We start from the raw sequence: 20678 nt of genomic DNA on the forward strand, positions 1-20678 counted from the left end.
TCACGGCGAAGAAATGCTTAGACGTTGAATCGTGATTTGATATTTATTGAATTGATATTTAATGTTTTTATTTTTGATTTTTATTTTCATACTCATGTCTGTACTCACTTTAGTTGATGCTGCTATCTGAGGCTAGTTACCACTGACCCTGACCCAAATTCAGTGCAGTGCTAAATCAGAGCTAGATGGCCCCTTGATGACGTCGGGCTACAGATGATGTGAAGTCGTGTCGAAACCTTGATATAATGAGTACAGATTACACATTCGATAGCTGAGGAATCGCGATGAGCAATGACAAGAAAACGCAGGTGTATTACGTTAAACCGTCTCGCGCTGACATTGTTCGCTCGGTAGCAACGTCAACCGCCGTTGAGACGGGGCAGTCTTCTGAGAAGATCGAAGCTTCGCTTGAAGCGACGCGCAAAAAGTTCGCCCATCTTCGTCTTGCTGTTTAATCACGTCTTAACGCAGTACCGACCCAATAACACATCGGGCCGTAGTCCATTGACATACCTGCGTGGATAGCCGAAATATATTCGGCTTTGTTTTGCTCCCAGCTTTGATAATCCAGCGGCCTGTGTCCCCCCTGAACCGCCATCACATCAGCTAAAAGTCGTGATAAACGTCCATTGCCTTCCCGGAATGGATGGATGAGTATCAGCTCTACATGGGTTATAGCAATAGCCTCTATGATCTGTTCTTCGCTCATGTTAGTGCATGGTGTATATCGGGCAAGGTATTTAGCGTCGAAATCGTGTATTAGTTTTGGCAACTGTGCAGAGGGCGCGAACATAAAGCCCCCTTTGCTGATATTGACAGTCCTTTCTTGCCCGGCCCACTCATAGATGTTTCCCAGCCAGCGGCGATGCCAGCTTTTCAGCAAAGCAATGGTGATCTGCCCTGCTGGAAACTGCTCTTCAAAAATGCAGTGATAGAGCTTCTCTAACAGCACAAGCTCCGCTTCGTCCATCTCACCAGAATCAGCAATCCCCAGCTTATTTGCCAGAACTTGCTCATCGGAGTTTTTCTCATATTGTCCTTCACTGCCAGAGATACGGTATCGGCTCATGGGAACATCCTGCGCTAATGGGTGCTAAGAAATTATAACGCTGGGTGAGGAGAGTAACAATGGTCGTATAATCAGACAGTTACAAAAGTGTAGGCTGAAATATAGTTTTTATAATCTGATGGGAAATTATCGTTAATAATCAGCATTAACAGACCAATACATCATGGTTTACGAAACATCAATAGTGCTGCGCGCGCTTCCTACCCATTCTTCAAGTTTATTTGCCCAGTCCTGCATCATAACCTTTCGCTCATCAAGATAAGTTACATGGTTGTATGTGCGACGAACATTGTTGGTATCAGCGTGCGCAAGTTGGGCCTCAATAGCATCAGGTCGATAGCCCATCTCGTTTAAACGGGTACTTCCAGTGGTTCGGGTTGCATGTGGGCTATATGTACCACTCCAGCCGAGGCTTTTACGTAGCTGGCGTAGCGAGTGCGATGTCATTGGACCTAACGGATTATCCCTGCCCGGGAAAAGGTGCTGCCGATGCCCGGTTAATCCCTGTAGTGTTCTGAGCATTTTGATAGCTTGGGAGGGTAGGGGAATAACGTGTTCTCTCGGGCTTTCATTCGCGCTGCCGGAATTGTCCACAGGGCGTTATCAAGATCGAATTCTGTCCATTCTGCTTCGGTGGCTTCTGCAGGACGCGTCAATGTCCACCACATAAGCCACATACAATAGTTAACCTGGTACGAGCCACGACTATTATCAAAACAGTTTAATAACTTTCCGATTTGCTGAGGATTCAGTGCTTGTTTGTGCTGTGTCTTATTGGCCGGAAGGGCCTTGCGCACAGGCCGTACAGGATCGCTATCAGCTCTAAGCGTTGCAACTGCTAACTCAAAAACTGATGAAACGGTGCGGCGAGCTTCAGCGGCAACTGTCGGTGCTCCTCGTTTAGCAGTTTCTTGAAGAATTCTAAGGATGTGGTGTGGAGTGACCTCTCTGATTGGGAGCTTACCTATTGCGGGGAAAACCACACGCTCAAGCATATCCAGTCGGCGCGTTTTGGTAATTTCGGCCAGTCTTTCATCTGCAACCACTCTTTAGCGATCAGCTTAAAGGTGTTGGAGACGTCGTTGACCTTGCGGATCTTATCTAACTGGCGAGCCTGTGTCGGGCTAACTCCATCTGCGACTTGCTTACGCGCTTGCTGAAATGAAAAATCCACGCAATTGCGTGGATTTTGTGGTTTTTTTCGATGTTCATGAGGTTCAATGAAACCTCATGAGACAACAAATTTTATTTAGACGTTGAACAGGAAGTTCATCACATCGCCATCTTTCACGATGTAGTCTTTACCTTCAGCGCGCATTTTCCCGGCTTCTTTGGCACCCTGTTCGCCTTTATAGGTAATAAAGTCTTCATAGGCGATGGTCTGCGCGCGGATAAAGCCTTTTTCAAAGTCGGTGTGGATTTTACCCGCGGCCTGCGGAGCAGTGGCGCCGACGGGGATAGTCCAGGCGCGCACTTCCTTCACCCCTGCGGTAAAGTAGGTCTGCAGGTTCAGCAGCTCGTAGCCGGCGCGGATAACGCGGTTCAGGCCCGGCTCTTCGAGACCCAGCTCGGCCATAAACTCATCGCGGTCGGCATCGTCCAGCTCGGCGATATCGGACTCAACGGCGGCGCAAACGGCGACCACCACAGAACCTTCGGCGGCGGCAATTTCGCGAACTTTATCGAGATAAGGGTTGTTCTCAAAGCCGTCTTCGTTGACGTTGGCGATATACATGGTCGGCTTCAGGGTCAGGAAGCTCAGGTATTTAATCGCCGCTTTGTCTTCTTCGGTCAGGTTCTTCAGCGAACGCAGCATGCCGGCGTTCTCAAGGTGCGGCAGGCATTTTTCCAGCGCCGCCAGCTCGGCTTTCGCGTCTTTATCGCCGCCTTTGGCTTTCTTCTGCACGCGGTGGATAGCGCGCTCGCAGGTGTCCAGGTCGGAGAGCGCCAGCTCGGTGTTGATAACGTCAATATCGTCAGCCGGATCCACTTTATTGTTAACGTGGATAATGTTGTCGTTTTCGAAGCAGCGCACTACGTGACCGATAGCTTCGGTTTCGCGGATGTTGGTCAGAAACTGGTTGCCCAGGCCTTCACCTTTCGACGCGCCTTTAACGAGGCCTGCGATATCAACGAATTCCATCGTGGTCGGCAGAATACGCTGTGGTTTGACGATTTCAGCCAGTTTGTCCAGACGCGGATCGGGCATCGGCACGACACCGGTGTTCGGCTCAATGGTACAGAAGGGGAAGTTGGCCGCTTCAATACCCGCTTTAGTGAGCGCATTGAACAGGGTGGATTTGCCGACGTTGGGCAAACCGACGATACCGCATTTGAATCCCATGATTTAAATCACCTTAATCTTTGGATAATCAACCTGTTACAGTGAACAGATTGCAGAAAAGTAAATAGCTTCGCCTATTATACACGGTGCGTGACAAAAATTCCGCACGCCGACCGGTTATTGCGCTTTAAAAGCGTGTAAACGGTTGGTCGCCTTGGTTAGGCCATCCTTCAGCCACACCTCGGTGCAGCGTACCGCTTCGTCAACGGCCTCATCAATCAGCTTCTGTTCGCTGGCGGGCGGCTTGCCCAGCACAAAACCGACAACTTTATTTTTATCGCCCGGATGGCCGATTCCCACGCGTAAGCGGTGAAAGTTCGGGTTATTGCCCAGCTTGCTGATGATGTCTTTCAGGCCATTATGGCCGCCGTGGCCGCCGCCCAGCTTGAACTTAGCCACGCCTGGCGGTAAGTCGAGCTCATCGTGGGCGACCAGGATTTCGTCCGGGTTAATACGAAAGAAGGTCGCCATCGCGCCGACGGCTTTGCCGCTCAGGTTCATAAAGGTGGTCGGCACCAGCAGGCGGACATCTTCGCCGGCAAGGTTAATCCGCGAGGTGTAGCCGAAGAATTTGCTCTCTTCGCGCAGCGGCGCGCGGTGGCGTTCAGCCAGTAAATCCACGTACCAGGCGCCGGCGTTATGTCGCGTCGCCGCGTATTCAGCGCCGGGGTTCGCCAGGCCGACAATTAATTTTATGCTCACTTTTTTATCCTGCTTGGATCGTTCTCTGGCGCGTAGTGTACTGTCTGCGCGCGCGGTTGACAAAATTCTGCCAGCGAAACGCACCTGCCACAGATAATCACGGGTTTGAATAATTAGAATTTGATGTTGTTCAGTGGGTTATTTGTAAACTTTTGTTGGCAAGATGTTCGCTTCTGTGATCGTCCACGCAATCGCTATATTGGCCATTGTCTATACTACACCTATAAGGTTTGGGGATATTCCCATGCAACCCAAGGTTCCGGAGGTGACATATGAAACGCAGAAACGCTTCGTTACTCGGTAATGTGCTGATGGGGTTGGGGTTGGTCGTCATGGTTGTCGGCGTTGGTTATTCTATTTTAAACCAGCTTCCGCAGCTTGACCTGCCGCAGTTTTTCGCACACGGCGCGATCTTGAGTATCTTTGTCGGCGCGGTACTGTGGCTGGCTGGCGCCCGTATCGGCGGTCATGAACAGGTTAGCGACAGATACTGGTGGGTTCGCCACTACGATAAACGCTGCCGCCGCGATCAGCATCGCCACAGCTGAGTGAATTCCAGACCGCCAGCCGTTGTGAACGGCTGGTGCGTTTTCATGCCGCCCGTTCAGGCTGCCCGCCTGTTGGTGTCTCAAATCCTCCTTTCTCTCTTCGTCTTTCTTCGCCACCGTCTGCCTAATACAATTCCTGTACAGAACGCTTGACCCTGACGTCACGTCAGGCAGCAGAGTGGCGCCACTGGTAAACGAAAGGAGCAGTCATGTTAATTCAGGTGGGTGAACTGGCGAAGCGCGCCGGCATAACCGTCCGCACGCTACATCATTATGAACAAACGGGACTGCTGACGCCTTCGGCCAGAAGCGCGGCGGGTTACCGGCTCTATAATCTGGCGGCCGTTCAGCGACTGCATATGATCAAAGCGCTGGCGCAGGCCGGGCTGGAACTCGCCACTATCAAGGACTATCTCGACCGGGACGCCTTCTCGCTGTCCGACCTGTTGGTCAAGCAGATCGCCACCCTCGACCGGCAGCTGCAAACCCTCTCCACGCTGCGCCAGCGCCTGGCGCTGCTGCGTGAAGAGCTGGACAGCGGAGACGAGCCCGACCTGGAGTCCTGGCTACAAACGCTGGAGCTGATGAAAATGTACGATCGCTGGTTTAGTCAACAGGAATTACAGGTGCTGCCGTTCGCAGAGCAGGATGCGCAGCGTAACCAGATATGGCTGGAGCTGGTGGGTGAAGCGCAGCAGCTTATGGGCGAACGCTGTCCGGCCGATGAGCCTCGGGCGATTGCGCTGGCCACCCGCTGGATGGCGCAGCTGGAGCAGGATACCGCCGGCAGGCCGGAGTTTCTGACTCGCCTGAATGAGATGCACGCCGCCGAACCGCAGATGCGCGAGCAAACCGGGGTGACGCCGGAGATGATTGATTTCATTACCCGTGCTTTTGCCGAAAGCAAGCTGGCCATCTGGGCGCGCTATCTGAACGCCGAGGAGCTGGCCTTTACCCGGCAGCACTATTTCGATCGCCTGATGGAGTGGCCGGCGCTGGTGGCCGAGCTGCATCGGGCCTGTCGTGAGAAGCGGGAGCCTGCCTCCGCGGAAGGTCAGCAGCTGGCGCAGCGCTGGCTGGCGCTATTCCAGTCTTACGCGGGAAAGGATCCGCACACGCAGCAGAAGTTTCGTTATGCCATGGAGCGGGAGCCGCATTTGATGAAGGGAACGTGGATGACGCCGGAGGTGCTTGGCTGGCTTCAGCAGGCGATTGGCGTAATGATGCGGCAGGCGCCGGGGCCTGCCGCCGGGTAATTAAATATCCGCCAGCGCGGCGCTGCGGTCCGGGTAGAAGCTCAGGCGGCCCGGAATCGGCTTAACGCCTGCCCGCGCCAAGGTACGCAGCGGCTGAAATTCCAGGTTCGACACGCGTAGCTCACAGCCTTCCGGCAGCTTATTCACGAAGCGCTGGAAGGCATCCAGCCCGCCGGCATCCAGCACCGGCACCGCATCCCACTTCAGCACGACGATCCGCTTGCCAGCAATCCGCGTTTCCAGATCGGTAAACAACCCTTCCGCGGCGGCGAAAAACAGCGGACCAATGACGCGCAGCACCAGTACGTCATCGGGAACCTCGACGTTGACCGGCGCGAGGCGGGTCATCCGCGCGATCCGGCGCATAAACAGCAGGGAAGCCAGCACAATACCGACGCTAATAGCGATGACCATATCAAACAGGACGGTCAGCGACATACACATCAGCATGACGATAATGTCGTCTTTTGGCGCATAGCGCAGCAGGTTAACGACCTTGTGCGCTTCGCTCATATTCCATGCCACCATCAGCAGCAGCGCCGCCATCGCGGAAAGCGGCAGCCAGGAGAGCAGAGGGGCAAGCACCAGCAGCGCCATGATCACCAGCAGCGCGTGGATCACGGCGGAAACCGGCGAGGTCGCCCCGGCGCGAACGTTGGCCGCCGAGCGGGCGATAGCGGCGGTGGCGGTAATGCCGCCGAAGAACGGCGCGACGATATTGCCGAGCCCCTGGCCAATCAGCTCGCTATTGGCCTTGTGTTTGGTGCCGGTCATGCCGTCCAGCACCACGGCGCACAGCAGGGACTCAATCGCCCCGAGCATGGCCATGGAAAACGCCGCCGGCAGCAGCGCCTGCAGCGAGGACCAACTGAGGGTGAAGTCTGAACCGGGCATATCCCACGGCAGCACCAGCTGCGGCAGCAGCTGCGGAATACCGTTGCCCTGGCTGCCGTCGGCGAGAATATAGTGGAACTGAGAGCCGATGGTGGCGACGTGCCCGCCAAGCAGGTTGACCACGCCCATCACCGCGCAGCCCGCCAGCAGGGCCGGCAGATGGCCCGGCAGACGAATCCCCAGACGCGGCCAGATAATCAGCGTGCCCAGCGTGACAACGCCGATGGCGGCATCGCCGGGGTTAATGGTCGGCAGCGCCATCGCCAGCGCGCCGACTTTCTGCAGATAATGTTCAGGCACGTGGGCCATCTGCAGACCGAGAAAATCTTTAATTTGCATGGTACCGATGGTGATACCGATCCCGGAGGTGAAGCCGAGGGTGACCGATAGCGGAATATACTCAATCAGGCGGCCAAAGCGCGCCAGGCCGAAAAGAATCAGGAAGATCCCCGACATCAAGGTGGCGACCAGCAGCCCGGCGAGCCCGAACTGCTGCGAGACCGGGTAGAGAATCACCACAAAAGCGGCGGTTGGACCGGACACGCTGAAGCGCGAGCCGCCGGTTAACGCAATCACGATCCCCGCCACCGCGGAGGTATAGAGACCGTACTGCGGCGCCACCCCGCTGCCAATTGCCAGCGCCATCGCCAGCGGGATAGCGATAATCCCGACGGTAATTCCGGCAATCACATCACGAGTAAACCGCGAAGCGGTATATTTTTCTTTCCAACAAGCGTCGATGAGGGCGCGGAAAGGCATCACATGTGAGGAAAATAATCTGTTCACAATAATGTTTCATCCATGAGCGCATCATCTGTCAACTAAATGGCAGGTGAAGGAGGCATCGGTCATTTCCACGTCATCCTTCGGGATGCCTCTGTGTTGGCTGCGTTCATTTATCCCGGTCTCGTACTGCCTGTACGCTGCCGGAGATTCATTCACTTGCCGCCTTGACGCATGCCGAATGATTTTGTGGAGAATAAAAGGTTCAGAGACAAAAAAACCCGCCGCAGCGGGTTTTTGAGCCGGGCTCGATTAATGTTCGAACATAGCAGAGATAGATTCTTCGTTGCTGATACGACGAATCGCTTCGGCCAGCATACCAGACAGCGTCAGAGTACGTACCTTTTCCAGCGCTTTGATTTCCGGCGTCAGCGGAATGGTATCGCAGACGACGAATTCGTCAATCACAGAGTTTTTGATGTTCTGGATGGCGTTGCCGGAGAAGATCGGGTGCGTGGCGTAGGCGAATACGCGTTTCGCGCCGCGCTCTTTCAGCGCTTCCGCAGCTTTACACAGGGTACCACCGGTATCGATCATATCGTCAACCATTACGCAGTCACGGCCGGCGACGTCACCGATGATGTGCATCACCTGAGAAACGTTAGCGCGCGGACGGCGTTTGTCGATGATAGCCATATCGGTATCGTTCAGCAGCTTGGCGATAGCGCGAGCGCGAACCACGCCGCCGATGTCCGGAGAAACCACGATAGGGTTATCCAGGTTCAGCTGCAGCATATCTTCCAGCAGGATCGGGCTGCCGAATACGTTATCCACCGGAACGTCAAAGAAGCCCTGAATTTGTTCTGCGTGCAGGTCAACGGTCAGAACGCGGTCAACGCCGACGCTGGACAGGAAGTCAGCAACCACTTTCGCGGTGATAGGCACACGAGCAGAACGAACACGACGGTCCTGGCGAGCATAACCGAAGTAGGGGATAACAGCGGTGATACGACCTGCCGAAGCACGACGCAGAGCATCAACCATAACAACCAGTTCCATCAGGTTGTCGTTGGTGGGAGCACAAGTGGACTGGATGATGAAAATATCACCACCGCGTACGTTTTCATTGATTTGTACGCTGACTTCGCCGTCGCTAAAACGACCTACAGCGGCGTCGCCAAGAGAAGTGTACAGGCGGTTGGCAATACGTTGTGCTAGTTCCGGGGTGGCGTTACCAGCAAAAAGCTTCATATCAGGCACGAGAAGAACCTCAGGCATGCGTCCAGTGGTGGATGAAATGGGCCAAAAACGGTGCGGGTGGGCACGATTTCATCCAGGCGGTGTATTTAAAGAGCCCGATGCAACGTCTGGAACAGGGTGACGTTGTCACCGTAACTCAGTTTCCCCGGCGTTTTCACCAAATTTGCTATAATGAGCAGAACTTAGCGCAGCGCCTGCTTGAGCGGAGAGATATTAACACCTCGCGCTACGAAGCCATGCAGCCATGCCGGGGCTTTTTCAAGCACCTGACGAGCGGCGGATTCAGTGTCAAATTCAGCAAACACACATGCACCGGTGCCAGTCAGGCGCGACGGCGCATATTCTAACAGCCAGGAAAGCGCTGCATCAACCTCACGAAAACGTTTTCTTGCGATAACCTCGCAATCATTGCCGAATTTACATTTTAATAACGTATTAATTGACCTTGACGGGGTATTGCGCGGGAGTTCCGGATCGCGAAAAATGATCGGCGTGGGAATGCTCACTCCCGGATGGGCCACCAGATACCATTTTTCCTCCGGTTCGGCCGGGGTGAGAATTTCTCCGACGCCTTCGGCAAAGGCCGCATGGCCGCGCACGAACACCGGCACGTCGGCGCCCAGCTGTAGACCCAACGCCGCCAGCTCATCTTCCGAGAGATGGCAGCCCCATAAGTGATTCAGCGCCACCAGTACGGTCGCGGCGTTGGACGAACCGCCGCCGAGGCCGCCGCCCATCGGAAGAACCTTGTCGATGCTGATATCGGCGCCGCTGCCCGCAGGAAGCTTCCCGGCCTGGGCTGCGGCCTGCATTAAAAGCCTGGCCGCGCGAATAATCAGGTTCTCTTCATCCGGCACGCCGTCAACCGGCGTCAGCAGACGCAGCTGGCCATCGTCGCGCGGTTCAATCGTCAGCGTGTCGCCATAATCCAGAAACTGAAACAGCGTCTGCAGGGTGTGGTAACCGTCGGCGCGCTGCCCGGTAATATACAAAAACAGATTCAGCTTTGCGGGAGAAGGCCAGCGGGTCATCATTTCACAATCCAGTTATCCATTTTCAGCTTGATGCGCTGACTGCCGTCGTTAAGCTCCATATTGGCCGGTAGCGAAGGTTTGGTGTCCGAGGTGTAGCCACCGTAGGTTACGTGCCAGGTTTTGCCGTTTTGCGTGTAGTTCAGCTCGCGCAGGCGGTACTGATCGTCAAGCGAGTAGTCGGTGGCCTCGCCCGGCAGGCCAATAATCCACTGGCGCAGGCTGTTGAGCGGAATCGGCATGCCGGTCAGGCGGCCAATCATCTCTTCGGCGTCGGTCGCCGTATAGGTCTGGCCTTTATTGTCAATCAGCTGCACGCTGCCCGGCTGGGCGGTTAACGACAGCTCGGTGCTGCCGAGGGGGTTAGTCAGCAGCAGGCGGTAGCGGTCCTGGCCGGTTTGCTGCCAGAAGAAGCGGGCATAGACTTTTTGCTCATCAGAAAGATAAGCAAAAGCGCCGCGCGTCTGGAACTGATTAAGATTGCGGACATCTTGCTGGTGCTGACGCCACTGTGGAGAATCCGGGCTTTTACCCGGCCCTTTCGGAGCATTAATCGCACAGGCGGTCAGAACGAGGCTTGCCAGCGGCAACAGGCGGAACAGTCGATTCATAATGATGACAAATCCTTGATGTCTACAGTGAAATGCGGCGAATGGGAGAAACAGGCGGCCGATTTGTGTAGCGGGTTACAATTATAACCATTAATGCTAGCGTTGCCGGACGGTAGCGTCTACGTTCAAGTTGTCTGAAATCAAAAAATTACCGTTAATGGCTATTACAGATTAGCTATTACTCCAAAAGGGGAGCCTCTCTTTTATTGATTACGCGCATCCTGTATGATGCCTGCAGACTAACCTTAGCAACGCTGGTACTACTCCCTCACAATGACGCTTTTAGCTCTTGGCATTAACCACAAAACAGCTCCTGTAGCGCTGCGAGAACGCGTAACGTTTTCGCCGGATACGCTCGATCAGGCGCTGGAGAGCTTGCTGGCCCAGCCAATGGTGCAGGGCGGGGTGGTGCTGTCGACCTGTAACCGCACGGAACTCTATCTCAGCGTCGAAGAGCAGGATAACCTTCAGGAAGTGCTTATCCGCTGGCTGTGCGACTACCACGGTTTAAATGAAGACGACCTGCGCAAAAGCCTCTACTGGCATCAGGATAACGAGGCGGTTAGCCATCTGATGCGCGTCGCCAGCGGCCTGGATTCGCTGGTGCTGGGCGAGCCGCAGATCCTCGGGCAGGTGAAAAAAGCCTTTGCCGACTCCAGCCGTGGTCACCTGAACGTTAGCGAGCTGGAGCGCATGTTCCAGAAGTCGTTCTCGGTGGCCAAACGCGTGCGTACCGAAACCGATATCGGCGCCAGCGCGGTCTCCGTGGCGTTTGCCGCCTGTACCCTGGCGCGACAAATCTTCGAATCACTCTCCAGCGTGACCGTGCTGCTGGTTGGCGCCGGTGAGACTATCGAGCTGGTGGCCCGCCATCTGCGCGAGCATAAGGTGCGCAAGATGGTGATTGCTAACCGCACCCGCGAGCGCGCTCAGGCGCTGGCCGATGAAGTCGGCGCGGAGGTGATCGCCCTGAGCGACATCGACGAACGGCTAAAAGAAGCGGATATCATTATTAGTTCTACCGCCAGCCCGCTGCCGATTATTGGCAAAGGGATGGTGGAGCGCGCGCTGAAGGCGCGCCGCAATCAGCCGATGCTGCTGGTGGATATCGCCGTTCCGCGCGATGTCGAACCGGAGGTTGGCAAGCTGGCGAACGCCTATCTCTACAGCGTGGACGATCTGCAAAACATCATTCAGCACAATCTGGCGCAGCGTAAAGCCGCGGCGGTGCAGGCGGAAACCATTGTCGAGCAGGAAGCCAGCGAATTTATGGCCTGGCTGCGCGCTCAGAGCGCCAGCGAGACTATCCGCGAATATCGCTCCCAGGCCGAGCAGGTCCGCGAGGAGCTGACGGCAAAAGCGCTGGCTGCGCTCAATCAGGGCGGCGATGCGCAGGAAATCATGCAGGATCTGGCGCGTAAGCTGACTAACCGCCTGATCCACTCGCCAACCAAATCTCTTCAGCAGGCCGCCCGTGACGGGGATGATGAACGCCTGCATATTCTGCGCAACAGCCTCGGGCTGGAATAGCGCACCTTTCTCTCTTTTTTAGGACAGGGTGAATTCACGCCTATGAAGCCTTCTATTGTTGCCAAACTGGAAGCCCTTTACGAACGCCATGAGGAAGTTCAGGCGCTACTCGGCGATGCCGCAACCATCGCCGATCAGGATAAATTTCGCGCATTGTCGCGCGAATACGCACAGCTGAGCGACGTCGCCCGCTGCTACACCGACTGGCGTCAGCTGCAGGATGATATCGAAGCCGCGCAGATGATGCTCGACGACCCGGAAATGCGCGAAATGGCGCAGGAAGAGCTGCGCGAAGCGAAAGAAAAGGGTGAGCAGATGGAGCAGCAGCTGCAGGTTCTGCTGCTGCCAAAAGACCCGGACGACGAGCGTAACGCGTTTGTTGAAGTTCGCGCCGGTACCGGCGGCGATGAAGCGGCGCTGTTCGCGGGCGATCTGTTCCGTATGTACAGCCGTTACGCGGAATCACGCCGCTGGCGCGTGGAAATCATGAGCGCCAACGAAGGCGAGCACGGCGGCTTTAAAGAAGTGATTGCCAAAATCAGCGGCGACGGCGTCTATGGGCGACTGAAGTTCGAATCCGGCGGCCATCGCGTACAGCGCGTGCCGGCTACCGAATCCCAGGGGCGTATCCATACCTCCGCCTGCACCGTGGCGGTCATGCCGGAGCTGCCGGAAGCCGAAATGCCGGATATCAACCCGAGCGATCTGCGCATCGATACCTTCCGCTCCTCCGGCGCGGGCGGTCAGCACGTTAACACCACCGACTCGGCGATCCGTATTACCCACCTGCCGACCGGCATCGTCGTCGAGTGTCAGGACGAACGTTCTCAGCACAAAAACAAAGCCAAAGCGCTGTCGGTGCTTGGCGCGCGTATTCGCGCCGCGGAAGTTTCAAGGCGCCAGCAGGCGGAAGCCTCAGAGCGCCGTAACCTGCTGGGCAGCGGCGATCGCAGCGATCGTAACCGCACCTATAACTTTCCGCAGGGCCGCGTGACCGATCACCGCATCAACCTGACGCTTTACCGTCTGGACGAAGCGATGGAAGGCAAGCTGGATATGCTGATTGAGCCGATCGTTCAGGAATATCAGGCCGATCAGCTGGCCGCCCTTTCCGAGCAGGAATGATGACTTTTCAGCAGTGGCTGACGCAGGCCATCGTCCGCCTGAGCCAAAGTGAAAGCCCGCGCCGGGATGCCGAAATCCTGCTGGGTCACGTGACCGGCAAAGCGCGGACCTATATTCTCGCCTTTGGCGAAACGGCGCTGACGGCGGCGCAGGCCGCCGAGCTGGAAACGCTGCTCAGCCGTCGCGCCCGGGGCGAGCCGGTGGCTCATCTGGTGGGCCAGCGCGAATTCTGGTCGCTGCCGCTGTTCGTTTCTCCCGCCACGCTGATCCCGCGTCCGGATACCGAATGCCTGGTTGAACAGACGCTGGCGCGGTTATCCGACAAGCCGTGCCGCATTCTCGATCTCGGCACCGGCACCGGGGCCATCGCTCTGGCGCTGGCCAGCGAACGCCCCGATTGCCACGTCACCGCCGTTGACGTAATGCCCGACGCGGTGGCACTGGCGGCGCGTAACGCTGAACATCTCGCTATCCCTAACGTCAGGGTACTGCAAAGCCACTGGTTTAGCGCGCTCGCCGGGCAGCAGTTCGACATCATCGTCAGCAATCCGCCCTATATCGATGAAACCGACCCGCATCTTGCGCAGGGCGATGTGCGCTTTGAGCCGAAAACGGCGCTGGTCGCCGCCGATGGCGGTCTGGCCGATCTGGCGCATATCATCCGCGAAGGCCGCCGCTATCTGGCTGCCGGCGGCGTGATGCTGCTGGAACACGGCTGGAGGCAGGGGGAAGCCGTGCGCGCAATCTTTCGCGCGGCGGGTTATGGCAATATTGCCACCTGTCGCGACTACGGAGACAACGAGCGTCTGACGCTCGGGCAATATCAGGGAGGCGTATGAATCTGTTTAACGCGGTACTGTATCTGCATATCGCCTGCGTGGTGGTTTCGGTGAGCCTGTTCGTGCTGCGCTACTGGTGGAGCTGGAGCGGTAACCGTCTGCTCGACCAGCGCTGGGTTCGTATCGCGCCGCACTGTAGCGATACGCTGCTGTTTCTCAGCGGCGCCGGACTAATGGCAATAACGCACTATCTGCCGTTTACCGAAGAGGGTACATGGCTGACTGAGAAGCTGTTTGGCGTTATCATTTATATCGCATTGGGATTTATCGCGCTGGGCCGTCGTCGCCAGCGCAGTCAGCAGAGCCGGTTTGTCGCCTTTCTGCTGGCCCTGGTGGTGTTGTTTATCATTATTCAACTCGCCATCACAAGAACACCGTTACTGGGGTAAGGCATGAGGTCGTTAGCTGATTTCGAATTTAATAAAGCGCCGTTATGCGACGGCATGGTCCTCATTTCTGAATTAATCCGCGACGATTTTCCGACGCACTATGTGCAGGATGAGCTGGAGCGGCTGCTGGGCCTGGCGCGTGAGGAGATTGCCGCTTCGTGGGACCAGGAGCGCCAGATAGAACGTCTGCTGGAGCTTTTCTATCATGACTGGGGCTTTAGCGATTCGCGCGGCGTTTACCGCCTGTCCGACGTGCTCTGGCTTGATAAAGTCCTGAACAATCGTCAGGGTAGCGCGGTATCGCTAGGCGCAATCCTGCTGTGGATTGCTCAGCGTCTGGCGCTGCCGGTGGTGCCGGTGATTTTTCCGACCCAGATGCTGCTGCGCGCCGACCCTGAAGAGAGCGAAGAGATGTGGCTCATTAATCCATTTAACGGCGAAACGCTTAACGAGCATACGCTGGAAGTGTGGCTGAAGGGCAATATTAGTCCGGTCGCCGAGCTGTTTAACGAAGACCTCGATGAAGCCGACAACGCGGAAGTGATCCGCAAGCTGCTCGACACGCTCAAATCGGCGCTGATGGAAGAGCGGCAGATGGAGCTGGCGTTACGGACCAGCGAAGCGCTGCTGCAGTTCAATCCGGAAGACCCGTACGAAATTCGCGACCGGGGACTGATATACGCCCAGCTGGATTGCGATCACGTGGCGCTGCAGGACCTCAGTTACTTCGTTGAACAGTGCCCGGAGGATCCCATCAGCGAGATGATCCGCGCGCAGATCAACACCATTTCGCACAAACAAATTACATTGCATTAGTCTGAAACCATTCCGGTTACACCCTGATAAGGCGAACTTATGAAACAAAAAGTGGTTAGCATTGGTGATATCAACGTAGCAAACGACCTGCCATTCGTGCTGTTTGGTGGCATGAACGTGCTGGAATCCCGCGATCTGGCGATGCGTATCTGCGAACACTACGTGACCGTCACGCAGAAGCTGGGTATTCCTTATGTGTTTAAAGCCTCTTTTGATAAAGCTAACCGTTCTTCCATCCACTCCTATCGCGGGCCGGGGCTGGAAGAAGGGATGAAGATTTTCCAGGAGCTGAAACAAACGTTCGGCGTGAAAATCATCACCGACGTTCACGAAGCCAGCCAGGCTCAGCCGGTCGCTGACGTGGTGGACGTTATTCAGCTGCCTGCGTTCCTCGCCCGTCAGACCGATCTGGTTGAAGCGATGGCGAAAACCGGCGCGGTGATCAACGTGAAAAAACCGCAGTTCGTGAGCCCGGGCCAGATGGGCAATATCGTCGATAAGTTTATCGAAGGCGGCAACGACAAAGTGATCCTTTGCGATCGCGGCGCGAACTTCGGCTACGATAACCTGGTCGTCGACATGCTGGGCTTTGGCGTGATGAAGAAAGCCTCCAATAACTCACCGGTTATCTTCGACGTTACTCACGCTCTGCAGTGCCGCGACCCGTTTGGCGCCGCTTCCGGCGGACGCCGCGCGCAGGTTGCCGAACTGGCGCGTGCCGGGATGGCGGTGGGTATCGCCGGCCTGTTTATTGAAGCGCATCCGGATCCGGAGCACGCGAAATGCGACGGTCCGTCCGCGCTGCCGCTGGATAAACTGGAGCCGTTCCTCAAGCAGATGAAAGCCATCGACGATCTGGTTAAAGGCTTCGATGAGCTCGATACCAGCAAGTAACCGTCGCTGAAATGACAAAAGCCTGCCCGTTGCAAAACCGGCAGGCTTTTTTTATCTCCCCGACAGGCGGACGCCGCCGGGGAAGGTTCAGGCAAAAATGGTCATCAGGTAGGCGGCGAACAGCGCCAGGTGCGCCGCGCCGTTCAGCACGTTGGTACGCCCGGTAGAGAACGATATCTGGCACAGCAGCAGCGAGGCGACCATCACCACCATTTCCGGCGCGCCAAGGCCAAAGCGCAGTTCGTTGCCGGTGAGGAAGGCGATAAGCGTCACCACCGGTACCGTCAGGGAAATGGTGGCCAGCACGGAGCCGAAGAACAGGTTCATCGCCCGCTGGACCTGATTGTTCAGGACCGCTTTCAGCGCGCCAAGGCCTTCCGGAGAGAGGATCAGCAGCGCGACCAGGAAGCCGGTAAAGGCGACGGGGGCATTCATGCTGGTCAGCAGCGTCTCCAGCGGATTGGCGTTCATTTTAGTCACGGCGATAACCGCAACCAGGTGTACCAGCAGCCAGGCGGTGTGCCACTTGCTGCTATGGGCCGACGGTTTGCCGTGATGCGGATCATCGTCGTCGCCGTCATCCTCGTGTTCGTAAACAAACAGGCTCTGGTGCGTTTTCGTTTGAATCAGCAGGAACACGCCGTACATGGCGGCGGAGATCAGCGCAACCAGCAGCGCCTGGCCGGTAGTGAAATTAGCCCCGGGCAGCGCCATGGGAAAGACCAGGACGATGATCGCCAGCGGAAAGAGGGCGATGAGGTACTGTTTAAGGCCGAACAGATTCATATACTGGGTGGCGAATTTGCGCCCGCCCAACAATAAAGAAAAACCTACCAGCCCGCCGGTAACAATCATGATGATTGAATAAAGCGTATCTCGCATCAGGGTCGGCGCGGCGTCGCCGGTGGCCATTAATGCGGAAATCAGGCTGACTTCGAGAATAACTACTGAAAGGCTTAAAATTAACGAACCATAGGGTTCGCCAAGGCGGTGCGCCAGAACGTCGGCGTGGCGAACAACGCTGAACGCGCTGCTCAGAATCCCGACCAGCGCCAGGATATTAATGGCAACGACCACTGGCAGTGACTGGCTGCTTCCCCAGAAAAACAGCACCGCCAGCGCCAGAACCGGAAAGGCGAGGGTGGTCTCCTTGTGGCGGGTTTTCACCGCCTCATGTGCATCGGTCATGAATTATCTCCAGGTGTGCAGGTGTTATAATTATAGATACTGTAAGTTAATAAAATAACAGACATTGATCGAACTACTTTGTTTTTTTACTTAAATTTACCACTCTGACCATGGAAAAGTGGTAGATTGCCATAAACTGCGGTTACTATCGTTTTGTATTTATTATTCAGATAATTACTAAAACATCTTTCTCATTTATCCATCGCCTTGCCAGCCGGTAAATCGCCTGACAGACTGACTATTCACCTTAAATCTGGAGGTCGCCATGCCCTATAGCAACAAAAGTGAATTACCCGACAGCGTTCAGCACGTTCTGCCTGCGCATGCCCAGGAGATTTACAAAGAGGCCTTTAACAGCGCCTGGGACCAGTATAAGCATAAAGAAGACCGACGCGATGACGCCAGCCGTGAAGAGACGGCGCACAAAGTCGCCTGGGCGGCGGTGAAAAATGAGTACCAAAAAGGCGATGATGATAAGTGGCATAAGAAGAAGTAATCGCTTTTGCTACCTCATGTGCTGCCTGAGCCCTTGCCCGCGGCTCGTTCATTGCTTATTGTCAAATAAAGCTGGATAATAATTCGGCAATACTTCACGGATGGCACCAGATAATCGCCGGGAAGCGGGCAGTGGCGGAGGTAGTAGAAAGTGTTAACGCGTGATTTCTTACTGAATGCGGATTGTAAAACGGCGTTTGGCGCTATTGAGGAATCGCTTCTTTGGTCGGCAGAGCAGCGGGCAGCCTCTTTGGCGGCGACCCTGGCCTGTCGTCCGGACGATGGCTCGGTGTGGATCTTTGGCTACGGTTCGCTGATGTGGAATCCGGCGCTGGAGTATCGCGAATCCTGTACCGGTACGCTACCGGGCTGGCACCGCGCGTTTTGCCTGCGGCTCACCGCCGGGCGCGGTAGCGCCACTCAGCCGGGTCGAATGCTGGCGTTGAAAGAGGGCGGGCGCACCACCGGCGTTGCCTACCGCCTGCCTGATGACACTCTCGAAGAAGAGCTGACCCTGCTGTGGAAGCGGGAGATGATCACCGGCTGCTACCTGCCGACCTGGTGCAAGCTGGATCTGGACGATGGCCGCACCGTCAATGCATTAGTTTTTATTATGGACCCGCGTCATCCGCTGTTTGAGGCGGACACCAGCGCGCAGGTGATTGCGCCGCTGATAGCGCGCGCCAGCGGCCCGCTTGGCACCAACGCTCAGTATCTGTTCTCGCTCGATCAGGAGCTGCGGAAACTCGGGATGTACGATGCCTGCCTCGACGATTTAGTCGGCAAGGTGCGTCATCTGCTGGGGGAAAGCAGCCAGCCCGGGCTGGCTTAAGAGTATATCGCCCGGGTTTCCCCGGGCGTTTGCTATCAGGCGGGAACGTAGCTGATGGAGTGCTCCAGCGACTGGCTGTGGCTGTCGATGAGAACGTTCCAGGTGCCGCTGTAAGGCACGGTCAGATACGCGCTATCTCTGTCCTGCACACTCAGAATATCCGCATGACTATCGCCAGGCACTTTGGCGCTCATCAGGTGAATGTGGCAGCGTTCGGAACAACGCACCACCAACGTATCACCGCCAAACAACGTTAAACTTGCTTTTACCATTGCCATTTAATCTCGACCCCGTTTCTGTCTACAGCATCCTGCCAGCCCATTAACCCGCGTGATATTGTTCACACTTTGCTCTGTGCATAACACCAAAGGGGAGGGGGGCAGATGCTGATTTTGATCAAAAAAAGGAATAAAGATTAAACAAAAATGACGTTGTGCCTGAAAGCATTCAGCTGACATTGTTTTCGGTTAACAAACGCCGCCAGCTTAATATTTAATCCCGTTGAATGGCGGGTTTTTAGAAGGTCAGGACTTTATCCGCCGCCAGCGTCCACTGCGCCAGCTCGACGAGGGTGCCAATCTCCACGCCATCAATCAGCGGCAGCGCGCCGATTCCCCGGCCGTCAGCGCAGGTTTTACACAGCTTCACCGGCACGTTTTGCGCGGTGAGGATCTCCAGCATCTGCTGAATGTTGTAGCCTTCCGCTGGCTTCTGTCCGCGCAGGCCGGCGGTCACCGCATCAGACATTAAAAATAATTTCAGTTCGAGGTCAGACTGCTGCTCGCGCAGGGCGATAGCCAGACGCAGGCTATTGAACAGGGATTCGCTGCCGTAGGCGGCACCGTTAGCGATAATCACAATACGTTGCATAAGGACTCCTTCTATAAGGCACGGTTATTGCTTGGCTGAAGTATAAAGCGTTAACCCGGGGGAAGGGTATGAATAATGTGGCGGGTAATACGCCTGAGGTGGTCGACTGGTTTGCGCGCGCGCGTCGCTTACAGAAGCGGCAGCTGCACCAGCTGGCGCAGCAGGGGGCGCTGGCAGGCCAGATAAGCGCGCTGGTGCATATGCTGCAGTGCGAGCGCGGCGCGTCAAATATCTGGCTATGCTCGGGCGGCAGACTATACGCGGCGGAGTGCCGGGCGGGCGCGGCGCTGGTTGATGAGCAGCTCACGCGGTTTTATGCGGCGCTGGAACCTGCCCGCGATGCCGCCAGCAGCGCGCTCTGCTGGCGCATTGCCTGCGCGGTGTGGTATCTGACGCAGCTTGTCGCGTTGCGTAAACGCGTGCGCGGCCTGGAGATTGCCGCCGAAGAGGCCACCGGGCAGTTTAGCCGCATTATCCGCCACCTGTTGAATATCGTTCCGCAGCTCAACGACAGTATCGACGATCCGCAAATCGCCGGGCGGATGGTCGCGCTTTACAGCTTTATGCAGGGGAAAGAGCTGGTCGGACAGGAGCGCGCGCTGGGCGCGCTGGGCTTTGCTCGCGGACAGTTCAGCGATGAGCTGCGCCAGCAGCTGGTGGACCGCATTGACGGCCAGCAGCCCTGTTTTGACACTTTTCAGGCTTTAGCCAGTTCGCCGCAAACCGTTCTGTTTGTTGAGCAGTGCCAGGCCGGCCTGGAAATTGAACAGCTGCGGCGGGTCGCCTGCACCCGCCAGCCGCCGCCGGACGAGGGAGAAACGGCGCTGCGCTGGTTTTGCGTTCAGACCCAGCGTCTTGAGCAGCTGCGCGGCGTGGAAGAGCGGCTGATCGCAGACCTGCTTAACGCGGCCGATGCGCTGCTGGAGGGAGACGATCGGGAGGTCCAGGTGCCGCCCGCCGACTGGCAGGAGGACGGTATAGCCCTGCGGCTGGATAAGCAGCTGTTGCCGCTGGTGCGCCAGCAGGCCCATGAGCTACAGCAGCTCTCCGCCCAGCTCGCGTCGTTAAAAGATGCGCTTGAAGAGCGCAAGCTGATTGAAAAAGCCAAAAGCGTGCTGATGACCCACCAGGGAATGCAGGAGGAGCAGGCCTGGCAGGCGCTGCGTAAAATGGCGATGGACAAAAATCAGCGCATGGTTGAGATAGCCCGCGCGCTGCTGACGGTGAAGTCGCTATGGCAAGTACCACCTAAGGAGTAGATG

Annotated in this window: 22 protein-coding genes and 1 pseudogene; 12 read left to right on the top strand and 11 right to left on the bottom strand. The window is 56.3% G+C overall.

All coding sequences use genetic code 11. The features are described 5' to 3' along the window. Positions 1–284: 284 nt before the first annotated feature. Entirely contained in the window at positions 285–455 is a 171-nt protein-coding gene (locus JLG71_RS11085) for a hypothetical protein (protein ID WP_004900141.1), read from the top strand. Here the strand turns inward: JLG71_RS11085 and JLG71_RS11090 are convergent. The 4 genes and pseudogenes from JLG71_RS11090 to pth form a co-directional block, all read right to left on the bottom strand. Continuing rightward, the gene (locus JLG71_RS11090; RefSeq protein WP_064358142.1) at positions 452–1069 is read right to left on the bottom strand and encodes a Fic/DOC family protein; all 618 of its coding nucleotides are present in this window, start codon (positions 1067–1069) and stop codon (positions 452–454) included. The genes JLG71_RS11085 and JLG71_RS11090 overlap by 4 nt on opposite strands. 168 nt (positions 1070–1237) lie before the next feature. Then, a pseudogene (locus JLG71_RS11095) lies at positions 1238–2243 on the bottom strand (tyrosine-type recombinase/integrase). Positions 2244–2318: 75 nt separating this feature from the next. Continuing rightward, positions 2319–3413 (bottom strand): redox-regulated ATPase YchF, encoded by a 1095-nt coding sequence (ychF, locus tag JLG71_RS11100; RefSeq protein ID WP_004851898.1) that lies wholly within the window; start codon positions 3411–3413, stop codon positions 2319–2321. 117 nt (positions 3414–3530) lie between these two features. After that, the gene (gene pth, locus JLG71_RS11105; protein ID WP_032749932.1) at positions 3531–4115 is read right to left on the bottom strand and encodes an aminoacyl-tRNA hydrolase; all 585 of its coding nucleotides are present in this window, start codon (positions 4113–4115) and stop codon (positions 3531–3533) included. A 272-nt stretch (positions 4116–4387) separates the two neighbouring features. On the opposite strand from pth, the gene ychH reads away from it, so the two are divergent. Then, a complete protein-coding gene (gene ychH, locus JLG71_RS11110) occupies positions 4388–4663 on the top strand; it encodes a stress-induced protein YchH (protein ID WP_004103160.1) in 276 nt (91 codons plus the stop codon). Between the two features lie 209 nt (positions 4664–4872). Next, positions 4873–5919: a MerR family transcriptional regulator gene (locus tag JLG71_RS11115; RefSeq protein WP_049083990.1), complete on the top strand. Its 1047-nt coding sequence runs from the start codon at positions 4873–4875 to the stop codon at positions 5917–5919. Here the strand turns inward: JLG71_RS11115 and dauA are convergent, their stop codons facing one another. The 4 genes from dauA to lolB all read right to left on the bottom strand — a co-directional run bounded on the left by dauA (position 5920) and on the right by lolB (position 10438). Continuing rightward, positions 5920–7599: a C4-dicarboxylic acid transporter DauA gene (gene dauA, locus JLG71_RS11120; RefSeq protein ID WP_014229756.1), complete on the bottom strand. Its 1680-nt coding sequence runs from the start codon at positions 7597–7599 to the stop codon at positions 5920–5922. A 249-nt stretch (positions 7600–7848) separates the two neighbouring features. Next, positions 7849–8796, bottom strand: coding sequence for a ribose-phosphate diphosphokinase (prs, locus tag JLG71_RS11125; RefSeq protein WP_004103157.1), 948 nt, complete (start codon positions 8794–8796; stop codon positions 7849–7851). A 182-nt stretch (positions 8797–8978) separates the two neighbouring features. Further along, positions 8979–9827 carry a 4-(cytidine 5'-diphospho)-2-C-methyl-D-erythritol kinase gene (ispE, locus tag JLG71_RS11130; RefSeq protein WP_009651969.1) on the bottom strand — a complete coding sequence of 283 codons (849 nt, stop codon included), beginning with the start codon at positions 9825–9827 and terminating at the stop codon, positions 8979–8981. Then, positions 9827–10438 carry a lipoprotein insertase outer membrane protein LolB gene (gene lolB / locus JLG71_RS11135; protein WP_004851888.1) on the bottom strand — a complete coding sequence of 204 codons (612 nt, stop codon included), beginning with the start codon at positions 10436–10438 and terminating at the stop codon, positions 9827–9829. The genes ispE and lolB overlap by 1 nt, the downstream gene beginning before the upstream one ends. A 273-nt stretch (positions 10439–10711) precedes the next feature. On the opposite strand from lolB, the gene hemA reads away from it, so the two are divergent. Genes hemA through kdsA form a run of 6 tightly spaced genes read left to right on the top strand, consistent with a single transcriptional unit; the run spans position 10712 to position 16031 of the window. Continuing rightward, positions 10712–11968, top strand: a complete 1257-nt coding sequence (gene hemA / locus JLG71_RS11140) for a glutamyl-tRNA reductase (RefSeq protein ID WP_004851885.1) — start codon at positions 10712–10714, stop codon at positions 11966–11968. A 42-nt stretch (positions 11969–12010) separates the two neighbouring features. Beyond that, on the top strand, positions 12011–13093 hold the full coding sequence (gene prfA / locus JLG71_RS11145; RefSeq protein ID WP_004851884.1) for a peptide chain release factor 1: 1083 nt from the start codon (positions 12011–12013) through the stop codon (positions 13091–13093). Beyond that, positions 13093–13932: a peptide chain release factor N(5)-glutamine methyltransferase gene (gene prmC, locus JLG71_RS11150; RefSeq protein WP_182158058.1), complete on the top strand. Its 840-nt coding sequence runs from the start codon at positions 13093–13095 to the stop codon at positions 13930–13932. Before prfA ends, prmC begins: the two co-directional genes overlap by 1 nt. Continuing rightward, complete coding sequence (gene sirB2 / locus JLG71_RS11155; protein ID WP_004851880.1) at positions 13929–14321, top strand: invasion regulator SirB2; 393 nt, start codon at positions 13929–13931, stop codon at positions 14319–14321. Before prmC ends, sirB2 begins: the two co-directional genes overlap by 4 nt. Before the next feature lie 3 nt (positions 14322–14324). Further along, complete coding sequence (gene sirB1 / locus JLG71_RS11160) at positions 14325–15137, top strand: invasion regulator SirB1 (protein ID WP_004851879.1); 813 nt, start codon at positions 14325–14327, stop codon at positions 15135–15137. Positions 15138–15176: 39 nt separating this feature from the next. Beyond that, positions 15177–16031, top strand: a complete 855-nt coding sequence (gene kdsA / locus JLG71_RS11165; RefSeq protein WP_004851877.1) for a 3-deoxy-8-phosphooctulonate synthase — start codon at positions 15177–15179, stop codon at positions 16029–16031. A gap of 87 nt (positions 16032–16118) precedes the next feature. Here kdsA and chaA read toward each other — a convergent pair whose 3' ends face one another. Further along, positions 16119–17219, bottom strand: a complete 1101-nt coding sequence (gene chaA / locus JLG71_RS11170) for a sodium-potassium/proton antiporter ChaA (RefSeq protein WP_004121802.1) — start codon at positions 17217–17219, stop codon at positions 16119–16121. Positions 17220–17484: 265 nt separating this feature from the next. Here chaA and chaB point away from each other — a divergent pair, with 265 nt between their 5' ends. Beyond that, on the top strand, positions 17485–17715 hold the full coding sequence (gene chaB / locus JLG71_RS11175; RefSeq protein ID WP_009651994.1) for a putative cation transport regulator ChaB: 231 nt from the start codon (positions 17485–17487) through the stop codon (positions 17713–17715). A 150-nt stretch (positions 17716–17865) separates the two neighbouring features. After that, a complete protein-coding gene (locus tag JLG71_RS11180; protein WP_004851874.1) occupies positions 17866–18546 on the top strand; it encodes a gamma-glutamylcyclotransferase in 681 nt (226 codons plus the stop codon). A 35-nt stretch (positions 18547–18581) separates the two neighbouring features. On the opposite strand, the gene JLG71_RS11185 is transcribed toward JLG71_RS11180, so the two are convergent. Beyond that, on the bottom strand, positions 18582–18824 hold the full coding sequence (locus tag JLG71_RS11185; RefSeq protein ID WP_002910387.1) for a DUF1883 domain-containing protein: 243 nt from the start codon (positions 18822–18824) through the stop codon (positions 18582–18584). Positions 18825–19062: 238 nt separating this feature from the next. Continuing rightward, entirely contained in the window at positions 19063–19416 is a 354-nt protein-coding gene (locus tag JLG71_RS11190; RefSeq protein ID WP_014229754.1) for a DsrE/DsrF/TusD sulfur relay family protein, read from the bottom strand. A 68-nt stretch (positions 19417–19484) separates the two neighbouring features. Here JLG71_RS11190 and nasR point away from each other — a divergent pair, with 68 nt between their 5' ends. Next, positions 19485–20675, top strand: coding sequence for a nitrate regulatory protein NasR (gene nasR / locus JLG71_RS11195; RefSeq protein ID WP_014838764.1), 1191 nt, complete (start codon positions 19485–19487; stop codon positions 20673–20675). The last annotated feature ends 3 nt before the right edge of the window (positions 20676–20678 follow it).

Source organism: Klebsiella michiganensis (assembly GCF_015139575.1).
Classification (GTDB): Bacteria; Pseudomonadota; Gammaproteobacteria; order Enterobacterales; family Enterobacteriaceae; genus Klebsiella; species Klebsiella michiganensis.

Bases quoted from the DNA above. Each gene is read 5' to 3' on its own strand.
- prmC (WP_182158058.1), top strand. From the start codon at position 13,093: ATGACTTTTCAGCAGTGGCTGACGCAGGCCATCGTCCGCCTGAGCCAA.
- kdsA (WP_004851877.1), top strand. From the start codon at position 15,177: ATGAAACAAAAAGTGGTTAGCATTGGTGATATCAACGTAGCAAACGAC.
- sirB2 (WP_004851880.1), top strand. From the start codon at position 13,929: ATGAATCTGTTTAACGCGGTACTGTATCTGCATATCGCCTGCGTGGTG.
- JLG71_RS11090 (WP_064358142.1), bottom strand. From the start codon at position 1,069: ATGAGCCGATACCGTATCTCTGGCAGTGAAGGACAATATGAGAAAAAC.
- JLG71_RS11115 (WP_049083990.1), top strand. From the start codon at position 4,873: ATGTTAATTCAGGTGGGTGAACTGGCGAAGCGCGCCGGCATAACCGTC.
- prfA (WP_004851884.1), top strand. From the start codon at position 12,011: ATGAAGCCTTCTATTGTTGCCAAACTGGAAGCCCTTTACGAACGCCAT.
- ychH (WP_004103160.1), top strand. From the start codon at position 4,388: ATGAAACGCAGAAACGCTTCGTTACTCGGTAATGTGCTGATGGGGTTG.
- sirB1 (WP_004851879.1), top strand. From the start codon at position 14,325: ATGAGGTCGTTAGCTGATTTCGAATTTAATAAAGCGCCGTTATGCGAC.
- JLG71_RS11085 (WP_004900141.1), top strand. From the start codon at position 285: ATGAGCAATGACAAGAAAACGCAGGTGTATTACGTTAAACCGTCTCGC.
- hemA (WP_004851885.1), top strand. From the start codon at position 10,712: ATGACGCTTTTAGCTCTTGGCATTAACCACAAAACAGCTCCTGTAGCG.
- ispE (WP_009651969.1), bottom strand. From the start codon at position 9,827: ATGACCCGCTGGCCTTCTCCCGCAAAGCTGAATCTGTTTTTGTATATT.
- chaB (WP_009651994.1), top strand. From the start codon at position 17,485: ATGCCCTATAGCAACAAAAGTGAATTACCCGACAGCGTTCAGCACGTT.
- JLG71_RS11185 (WP_002910387.1), bottom strand. From the start codon at position 18,824: ATGGCAATGGTAAAAGCAAGTTTAACGTTGTTTGGCGGTGATACGTTG.
- nasR (WP_014838764.1), top strand. From the start codon at position 19,485: ATGAATAATGTGGCGGGTAATACGCCTGAGGTGGTCGACTGGTTTGCG.
- chaA (WP_004121802.1), bottom strand. From the start codon at position 17,219: ATGACCGATGCACATGAGGCGGTGAAAACCCGCCACAAGGAGACCACC.
- lolB (WP_004851888.1), bottom strand. From the start codon at position 10,438: ATGAATCGACTGTTCCGCCTGTTGCCGCTGGCAAGCCTCGTTCTGACC.
- ychF (WP_004851898.1), bottom strand. From the start codon at position 3,413: ATGGGATTCAAATGCGGTATCGTCGGTTTGCCCAACGTCGGCAAATCC.
- JLG71_RS11190 (WP_014229754.1), bottom strand. From the start codon at position 19,416: ATGCAACGTATTGTGATTATCGCTAACGGTGCCGCCTACGGCAGCGAA.